The sequence below is a fragment of the Lysinibacillus sp. NPDC095746 genome, assembly GCF_044763535.1.
Taxonomy (GTDB): domain Bacteria; phylum Bacillota; class Bacilli; order Bacillales_A; family Planococcaceae; genus Lysinibacillus.
This window is the reverse complement of the sequence record NZ_JBIWGL010000028.1, coordinates 50658-59618: the sequence shown is the minus strand read 5'-3', so window position 1 is coordinate 59618 and position 8961 is coordinate 50658. Positions and strand designations below refer to the sequence as shown.

9 protein-coding genes are annotated in these 8961 nt (G+C 38.4%); all 9 read right to left on the bottom strand.

The window, feature by feature from the left end; translation table 11 throughout:
- Positions 1–855: 855 nt before the first annotated feature.
- The gene (locus tag ACIQ7N_RS18665) at positions 856–1128 is read right to left on the bottom strand and encodes a hypothetical protein (RefSeq protein WP_248717625.1); all 273 of its coding nucleotides are present in this window, start codon (positions 1126–1128) and stop codon (positions 856–858) included.
- Between the two features lie 223 nt (positions 1129–1351).
- Positions 1352–2854, bottom strand: coding sequence for a lysine--tRNA ligase (gene lysS, locus ACIQ7N_RS18660; RefSeq protein WP_274069022.1), 1503 nt, complete (start codon positions 2852–2854; stop codon positions 1352–1354).
- Between the two features lie 184 nt (positions 2855–3038).
- Positions 3039–4079: a tRNA dihydrouridine synthase DusB gene (gene dusB, locus ACIQ7N_RS18655; RefSeq protein ID WP_248717623.1), complete on the bottom strand. Its 1041-nt coding sequence runs from the start codon at positions 4077–4079 to the stop codon at positions 3039–3041.
- Between the two features lie 165 nt (positions 4080–4244).
- Positions 4245–4766 carry a 2-amino-4-hydroxy-6-hydroxymethyldihydropteridine diphosphokinase gene (folK, locus tag ACIQ7N_RS18650; RefSeq protein WP_402934846.1) on the bottom strand — a complete coding sequence of 174 codons (522 nt, stop codon included), beginning with the start codon at positions 4764–4766 and terminating at the stop codon, positions 4245–4247.
- Complete coding sequence (folB, locus tag ACIQ7N_RS18645) at positions 4763–5131, bottom strand: dihydroneopterin aldolase (protein ID WP_370081936.1); 369 nt, start codon at positions 5129–5131, stop codon at positions 4763–4765. Before folB ends, folK begins: the two co-directional genes overlap by 4 nt.
- Positions 5131–5985, bottom strand: a complete 855-nt coding sequence (gene folP / locus ACIQ7N_RS18640) for a dihydropteroate synthase (RefSeq protein ID WP_402934843.1) — start codon at positions 5983–5985, stop codon at positions 5131–5133. The genes folB and folP overlap by 1 nt, the downstream gene beginning before the upstream one ends.
- Before the next feature lie 13 nt (positions 5986–5998).
- Positions 5999–6838, bottom strand: a complete 840-nt coding sequence (pabC, locus tag ACIQ7N_RS18635) for an aminodeoxychorismate lyase (protein WP_402934840.1) — start codon at positions 6836–6838, stop codon at positions 5999–6001.
- Positions 6839–7420 carry an aminodeoxychorismate/anthranilate synthase component II gene (gene pabA, locus ACIQ7N_RS18630; RefSeq protein WP_402934837.1) on the bottom strand — a complete coding sequence of 194 codons (582 nt, stop codon included), beginning with the start codon at positions 7418–7420 and terminating at the stop codon, positions 6839–6841. It abuts the gene before it with no gap.
- Positions 7417–8826, bottom strand: coding sequence for an aminodeoxychorismate synthase, component I (gene pabB / locus ACIQ7N_RS18625; RefSeq protein WP_402934834.1), 1410 nt, complete (start codon positions 8824–8826; stop codon positions 7417–7419). The genes pabA and pabB overlap by 4 nt, the downstream gene beginning before the upstream one ends.
- Positions 8827–8961: the final 135 nt, after the last annotated feature.

Genomic DNA, 8961 nt, shown 5'->3' with positions numbered 1-8961 from the left:
ACTCTCCATAAAAAGAAATTTGATTAGCTCAAATTGTTTTGCTGGCATCATGTTTGATGTCCAAAATTTTGTTTCGTTCACTAACTCAAGGTTAGTTACTAAAAACTTTATTGATTACGTTTTGCTTGTTCAGTTTTCAAGGTTCATTTCGTCGTCGTTTTGTTTCAACAACTTTTATAATATAACATTTCTTGTTTTTGTTGTCAACTCTTTTTTAGAAGTTTTTAATACTTCTTTCAAAAGCAACAACTCTTATATAATATCACTCTACATTTTCAACGTCAACATCTTTATTTAATGTTTTTTTGAATCCGTTTCGTTTTCTTGCGTCGTCTTAACGACAAGTAATAATTTATCACGATTCCAATGAAACCGCAAGCGTTTTTTACTATATAATTATCTTTTTTTGATAAATATAGAATTAGTGAGCTATTTTATGCTTTTTCGAGCACTAAATAATTCTTATAATCTTCTAGCTATCTCTTTATTTGTTTTACTATACATCTCTTTCTCATAAATCTCAATAAAATCAATTATGCTTCGGCATACGAAATCCTCCAGAGGCTTTAACTTACATTAAGAAGAGTATCTATATTAGTAAGGATCCTTTCTAAAGCTTCCTTTGGTAAAGCATCAAAGATATCAAATACACATCGGAACGCGCCATTGTCCTAGCGAATACTCAACTATGAAAAAAGGAGTCAAGGTGGTTCTCCTGCCCCTCTTGACTCCTACTTATTCATGTTTGTTACTTATAACTTTATTGTTCTGCCACAAAAACCAGTGTAGCTGACGCTTCGTTTTCACTAATAAAATAAAACAATTGCTGAAAGAAGTTAAACTTAAATCTAAAAATCAACTATTTTGTTTATCAGCTACATCTAGGCACCAATTGAAATTATCCCACGCAGAGTACCAGCCACTGAAAATTTCAGAGGAATCATCCCAACGGACATCGAATTTCTTCTGACCGTCTATATCCACTAAATATAAAGTAAGCGTTGGATCTGCCTTAGAAACCGCCAATTTCATACCATGCTCAAGCTCTTCCTCAGTTAACATAACATCTGAAACTGAGCGTACTTGTGCCTGTTCAAATACTTGTTTGTTAAAGATTTTATAATTCATTATAAGCCTCCAATAAAACTTTTGATAATGTCTATTTCTATTTAATCTGCAAATTATAGAACTCTAAAAGTATACCTTAAATACATTCATCATTTAAATACTCTACTTAATTCTTTTAAACTTTTAAATATTGACTATTTCATTGCAGAAGATGCAAAACAGGAGTCTTAGTGCTTGTTCTGCACCTCGACTCCTGCTTATTCAAGATAACCTTTTAAAACTATTACTTAGTAGTATGACGCATTGTTGGGAATAATAATACGTCGCGAATTGATGGCGAATTTGTAAGAAGCATGATTAAACGGTCGATACCAATTCCTAATCCACCTGTTGGAGGCATACCGTATTCTAATGCTTCAATGAAATCATTATCCATTTCGTGTGCTTCATCATTACCAGCTGCTTTTTCAGCTAGCTGAGCTTCAAAGCGCTCACGTTGGTCAATTGGATCATTTAGTTCTGTAAAGGCATTTGCATGCTCACGACGAACGATAAATAGTTCGAAACGGTCTGTGAAACGCTCGTCCTCTGGGTTTTTCTTTGCTAGAGGTGAGATTTCTACTGGATGACCATAAACAAATGTAGGCTGAACAAGAGTCTCTTCAATTTTTTGCTCGAAGAACTCGTTAATAATATGCCCTACCTCATGTGTTTCTTTAACTTCTACCCCATGTTCTTTAGCAAGCGCTTGAGCTTGTTCCTTAGTCATTGGTTGCCAGAAGTCTACACCTGTAGCTTCTTTTACTGCATCTACCATATGAACTCGTTTCCAGCCTACAGCAAGATTAATTTCATCTTCACCGTATTGAACTGTAGTAGTACCTAAAACCTCTTGAGCTACATGAGCAATAAGGTTTTCAGTTAGAGACATAATATCTTTGTAATCCGCATAAGCTTCATACAGTTCTATCATTGTGAATTCAGGATTATGGCGTGTTGAAATCCCTTCATTTCGGAAAACACGACCAATTTCGTATACTTTCTCTAGCCCACCAACAATTAGACGTTTCAAATGTAGTTCGATTGCAATACGCATATATAATTCCATATCAAGTGCATTATGGTGTGTAATAAACGGACGAGCCGCTGCACCACCAGCGATTGTATGAAGCATTGGTGTTTCTACTTCTAAGTATCCTGCATTATCTAAATAATTGCGAATAGCACGGATAATTTTAGAACGTGTAATGAATGTTGTTTTACTATCTTCATTCGTCATTAAATCTAAATAACGTTGACGATAACGTTGCTCAACATCTTGTAAGCCATGGAATTTTTCTGGCATAGGGCGTAGAGCTTTTGATAGGAATGTGAATTCTTCAGCTTTGACTGAAAGCTCTCCTACTTGTGTTCGGAATACATTACCACGAATACCTACGATATCACCTAGGTCAGCTTGTTTAAATAATTCATATGCTTCTTCGCCAACATGATCCTGACGAACGTAAATTTGAATTTGGCCACCTAAATCTTGCATATGCGCAAAGCCAGCTTTTCCTTTACCGCGTTTCGTCATAATACGACCCGCAATAATTACCTCTTGTAGGTTTTCTTCTAGCTGCTCTTTTGTTTGATCTGCAAATTGTTCACGCACTTCTGTTGATAAATGCGTACGTTCAAAACGACTACCAAATGGATCTTGACCATTGTCTCGAATAGCCGTCATTTTTTGGCGTCTCACCAAAAGCTGATCATTTAATTCTTCTATGTTTGACACTTGTTTCACTCCTTATTAAATTGTCCGCGTTGCGTTTACGTCCATAATATTTCTATTGTACACAATTTTATTGTTGTAATCATCTGTTTCGTTTTAATTTCCATAAGAGAAAAAATGATTAATAATTCTAAAAATTGATGTTAGCAGAAAAATAGACGTCTCAAAACGAACAGAGAGACGTCTATTTAATGTATTAAAGAATTAATTCTTTTGCTTCTGGTACTATTAATTTAGATTCAAGCTCTTCATAGTCTTGTACGATTCCATTTAATAGCGCACGAAGCTCTACCGCAGTCTCTGTTTGGTTAATCGCTTTACGCGCTTTACCATTACCACGAATACCTTTTAAATACCATGAAGCATGCTTACGCATTTCACGTACCGCCACACCTTCTCCTTTTAATTGCATAAGGCGTTCAAAGTGTAGCAAGCACACATCAATTTTTTCGCGTACACTCGGCTCTTCCTTTAACTCGCCAGTTTCAAGGTATTGCACTGTACGATAAATCATCCATGGATTGCCTAGCGCAGCGCGTCCAATCATTACTGCATCCACCCCAGTAGTATCAAGCATACGTTTTGCATCTTGAGGAGTTTCTACATCACCATTACCTAGCACAGGGATTTTTACATTTTCCTTCACTTGACGAATGAAATCCCAATTTGCTTTTCCTTCGTACATTTGTACACGTGTACGTCCATGAACAGCTACAGCTGAAGCACCGGCACGTTCGGCAGCTTGTGCGTTCTCTACAGCAAAGATATGCTCGTCATCCCAACCAATACGCATTTTCACGCTGACAGGTTTTTTTACTGCATCTACAACAGCCGCTACCATTTCATATAATTTATTCGGATCTAAAAGTAAACGGGCGCCCGCTTCACATTTAATAATTTTATTAACTGGGCAACCCATATTAATATCGATAATATCGGCAGTTGTGTTTTCATCTACATACTTAGCCGCTTCCACTAGCGTTGCTTTATCACCACCAAAAATTTGCAATGAAAGTGGATTTTCACGCTCATCGATATAAAGCATGCCTAGTGTTTTTTCGTTCTTCTGGACAATCCCTTTATCACTAATCATTTCTGCATATACTAGCCCTGCTCCGAACTCCTTAACCGTCAAACGGAAAGCAGAGTTACAGATTCCTGCCATTGGCGCTAATACAACACGGTTGTCCATGACTATATCGCCAATTTGAAACGGCTTCTCAGTTGTCTGACTCAACGCTGTTTTCCTCCTTCTATAGGTTTTCACCTATTCCATATATATATCAATTGTTAATGCTACTCAAATCAATTATGCCTCAGCATGATGGTATCCGAATTTGGCTTTTGCCTGTAGATGTTAGTCAGCCGATACACCCATTATCTTTGACCATTGGATAGGAACTTAATGAACGGACTGCAAAATTTTCAGCTCTGCTGATGCTCGCCATAAAGTTACGCCTTCCTCTTCACAATTCATCCGTTGCATTATATCATGTGCCGTTTGCAGTTGTAGTCCAACTGGTGCAGGCGTAATTTCTATTAGTGGTACTAATACGAAAGCTCGCTCATACATTCTTGGATGCGGAACAATTAAGCTCTCTGTTTCAACATTTTCGTGATTGTAGAGTAGAATGTCAAGGTCTATGATGCGAGGGCCCCATTGAAATTCACGAACACGCCCAAGTTCACTTTCAACCCATTGGCAAATTTTCAGCATTTCGGAAGATGAGTAACTCGTTTTAATATGAACAGCAATATTTAAAAAATCTGCCTGATCCGTGTAGCCTACAGCAGCTGTTTCATAAACAGATGAAATGTGTACAACTTCAATTTCCTCTTTGCCCTTTAAAAGGGTAACAGCATGTTGTAAGTTTTCAAATCGATCTCCCATATTTGTACCGATTGATAAATACACATCATTCATTCGTAATCACCTCGCGTTATTTCTACCGATACTTCTTTATAATAGCCATGGATTGGTGGATCTGGTTTAATAAGCTCCACGCGAACCCCCTTTACCTTTTCTGAGTATGTTTCTAAAATACTGTTTGCTATTTTCGAGACAAGCGCTTCAATAAGCTTGAACGGCTCTCCTTCTACAATATCACGGCATAACGCATAAACCTCAGCATAGTTCACCGTATGATTTAAGTCATCCGTCTCTCCAGCCTTTGTCATATCTACAGCAAGTGAAACATTGGCACGGAAGCGTTGGCCAAGTGTTGTTTCTGCCGCTAAAACGCCATGATAGCCGTAAAACTGCATATCCTTTAAATGAATATAGTCCATCATGCTTCCTCCTTATAAATACGCTTACCTACTAAAATATCAGCCATATGTGTAGATCGTGCCATTTCCTTTACATCATGCACACGAATCATATGGCAGCCTTTTTCAATACCGTAAACAACTGTTGCTCCTGTACCTTCTATACGTTCCTCAACAGGCAGCTTTAAGACATTACCAATCATTGACTTACGTGAAGTCGCTAGCAAAACAGGATAACCCATTGCTACTAAATCCTCTAAATGCTGCATCATTTCAATATTTTGAGCAGTAGTTTTCGCAAAGCCTATGCCTGGATCTAAAATAATATGATTATCTGGTATACCTGCATTCCGAGCAACAGCAATACTCTTCTCTAAGTCAGCCTTTGCCGTCATCCAGAAATCAGTACCATAATTAGTGTTTTCTCGATTATGCATTAAAATAATCGGTACATTTAAATCCGCAGCAACCTGTGCGATCTCGGGTTCAGCTTGCGCTCCCCAAATATCATTAATAATATGGGCACCCGCTTCAATGGCTGCACGGGCTACGTTCGCTTTATACGTATCAACTGATATAACCGCTGGCACTTCCGCTACTAAAGCTTGAATAACTGGTACAATTCGTGCAATTTCATCTTCATCGGAAATACGTTCATAACCCGGTCGTGTTGATTCTCCGCCAACATCAATAATTTTAGCGCCATCAGCTACCATTTTTTTCGCTTGAGCAACGGCAGCTTCAACGTTATTGTACTTTCCTCCATCTGAAAATGAATCTGGTGTGACATTTAAAATACCCATCACAAAAGTTTCTGCTGTATAGTCTAACGTGATCCCGTTAATCGTTAATGGTGTTGTATATTTTTCAAGCATGTTAACTCTCCTTTTATTCTTGTTCCACTTCATTGACAAACACTTCATGTAAACGCGAATAAACAGGCCCTTTATTGCCTAATAACCGCTTGCTCTCTAATTTAAAAATTGGAACAAGCTCTTGTATAGAGTTAGTAATAAAGCACTCTGAACTTTGCTCTACATCCTCTTTAGTAAAGAAGCCTTCTTTTACCTTAATCCCTAGAGATTGTGCTCGCTCAATTACCCACGCTCGGATAATTCCAGGTAAAATGCCAGTCTCTAAAGAAGGCGTATATAGTATATCATCTTTCACCCAAAAGATATTTGATGTTACACCTTCAGCAACAAAGCCATTTCCCGTTAAAAAGAAGCCCTCTTGTTGCGCCAAAGATGGCATCTCAAAACGTCCAAGAACGTTATTGCCATAATGGTGCGATTTCACTCGAAGCCCTTTTTCAGGAGTATTACGCGGTGTCACAAGCCACTGTGCGTTTTTTTCCATACCTCGAGGTGTATCATGTAATTCTTTGCGAAAAACAATAACATTCGGTTGTCTATAGTCAGTAGGCTGCAATCCGATACTATGTTCTCCAGCCGAGACATTTATACGGAAATACCCATCTTGTCCATTAGCCTGTTCATTTAATTGCTGAACAACCTTTAATAAATCCTCTTCCGTATACGGCATATGAATACGATATTGAGAAAGCGCGGTTTGCAACCTTTCCATATGTGCTTCCCAGTAAAACACTTTGCCCTTATACGTTCGAAACGTTTCAAAAAAGCCTAACCCGTATAAAAATCCATGATCAAATGGTGAAATACGCAAATCCTGCGCCACTATATAGTCTCCATTCATCCAGCACAGCATTTACTTCGCTCCCCCAACATACAAATCTATAAACTGGCGTAGAAGCTCTTTACCTCGCTCCGTCATAATCGATTCAGGATGGTATTGCACTCCCTCAATGGGATAGTCCTTATGCCGAATGCCCATAATTTCGCCTTCTTCTGTCCATGCCGTCACTTCAAAACATGCCGGTAACGTTTCCCTTTCTACAATTAAGGAGTGGTAACGAGTAGCTGCAAATGGATTTGGCATCCCCTTATGCAAACCTATTTCAGCATGTAGCACAGGTGACGTTTTACCATGCATCAAACGTTCAGCTCGTATAACATTCCCTCCGAATACTTGAGCAATGGCTTGATGGCCAAGGCAAACGCCTAAAATCGGAATATTTCCCGCGAAATACTTAATAATGTTCAGGCTTTCACCCGCTTCATTGGGGCTACATGGCCCCGGAGAAATAACAATCATATTTGGTGCAAGCTGCTCAATATCTTTCACCGTTAATACATCGTTTCTTTTGACCACTAATTCATGTCCAAATTCCCCAAAATATTGTACAAGGTTATACGTAAAAGAATCGTAGTTATCAATCATTAAAATCATTTTGCTCGCTCCTCTGCCATTGCCTTTGCCTGCCACATCGCCTTCGCTTTATTTAAGGATTCTTGATATTCTCTTTCTGGAACAGAATCAATAACAATGCCTGCTCCTGCCTGAATATGTGCTACTCCATCTTTAATAAATGCTGTACGAATAACGATATTAAATTCCATATCACCTGTAAAACCTAGCCAGCCAATTGAACCCGTATATAACCCTCGTCTTACAGGTTCTAATTCTTCAATAATCTCCATCGTACGAATTTTAGGTGCACCTGTTATTGTCCCTCCTGGGAACATGGCACGGATAACGTCTGCATTGGTTTTTCCCTCAGCTATTTCTCCTCGTACATTGGAAACAATATGCATCACGTGTGAATAGCGTTCAATCACCATGAACTCATCTACTTCAACAGTCCCATATGTAGATACTCTCCCTAAATCATTACGCTCTAAATCAACAAGCATTACATGTTCAGCACGTTCCTTATCGTTATCTATCAATTCCTGCGCTAACGCTAAATCCTCAGCCTCGGATTTTCCTCTTGGACGTGTACCAGCGATTGGTCGAGTAGACAACTCATTACCGTGACGCTTCACCAAAAGCTCAGGTGAACCCGAAACAACTGCAAAATTCGGTGCTTCTATATAAGCCATATAAGGTGAAGGATTAAATGCACGTAATGCTTCATATACATCCATTGCAGTTGCGTTTAATTTTTTGGATTGACGTACCGACAAATTCACTTGAAATACATCGCCTTGCGCTATGTATGTTTGAATTTTACTTACTGCTTCCTCAAAGGCAGTCCCCGCAAATGATACTAACAACTCACTTTCGTCATTTACTATTTCAACAGCGCTTGTTTTTTCAAATTTTCGTGTAAGCAATCCTTCTTGTGCTGCCCCTTGCCACACATTAGCCCATTCTTCCAAATCTACATGGCAATCAGCTAGCTTCATAAGCGTTACTTTATTTGTTTTCACATCGTGTACTGCCCAGCAATCAAAAATATAAAAATAAATATCTGGTATATGTAAATCATCTACAGCAGTATGAGGTAACACTTCAATTTTACGAGCGTAATCGTATGCTACAAACCCAATAGCCCCACCTTGAAAAACAGGAAGCTCAGAATTATATGCAATGTGATAGTTCTCTACTAATTTCTCTAACAAAGCAAGAGGTTCACCGTTTAAATTTTCAGTCTCACCATTTCTCCAATTTACAAGTAAACCGTTCTCGATCGATTGTGCTATAGCTAGTGGATTCCAAGCAGCTATTGTAAAATTTCCTCCACGTCCACTTTCTAAAAATACATGTGCTTGTTCTGCTTCTGTTTGCTTCTTATAACTATAAAAAAACGAATCTGCATCCATCGATATTGTTTTCGTCAGTATTGTCTTCAAATCGCTATTCCCCTTTAAGTCATATGATGTGATTCCATCTTAACTTGAATATTGCTTGGAAGCGAATATTTTTCAGGTAGCCACTTAAAATTTAATTACCGAATGTTTCTATATCCGATCGGTGATAACCAAAGT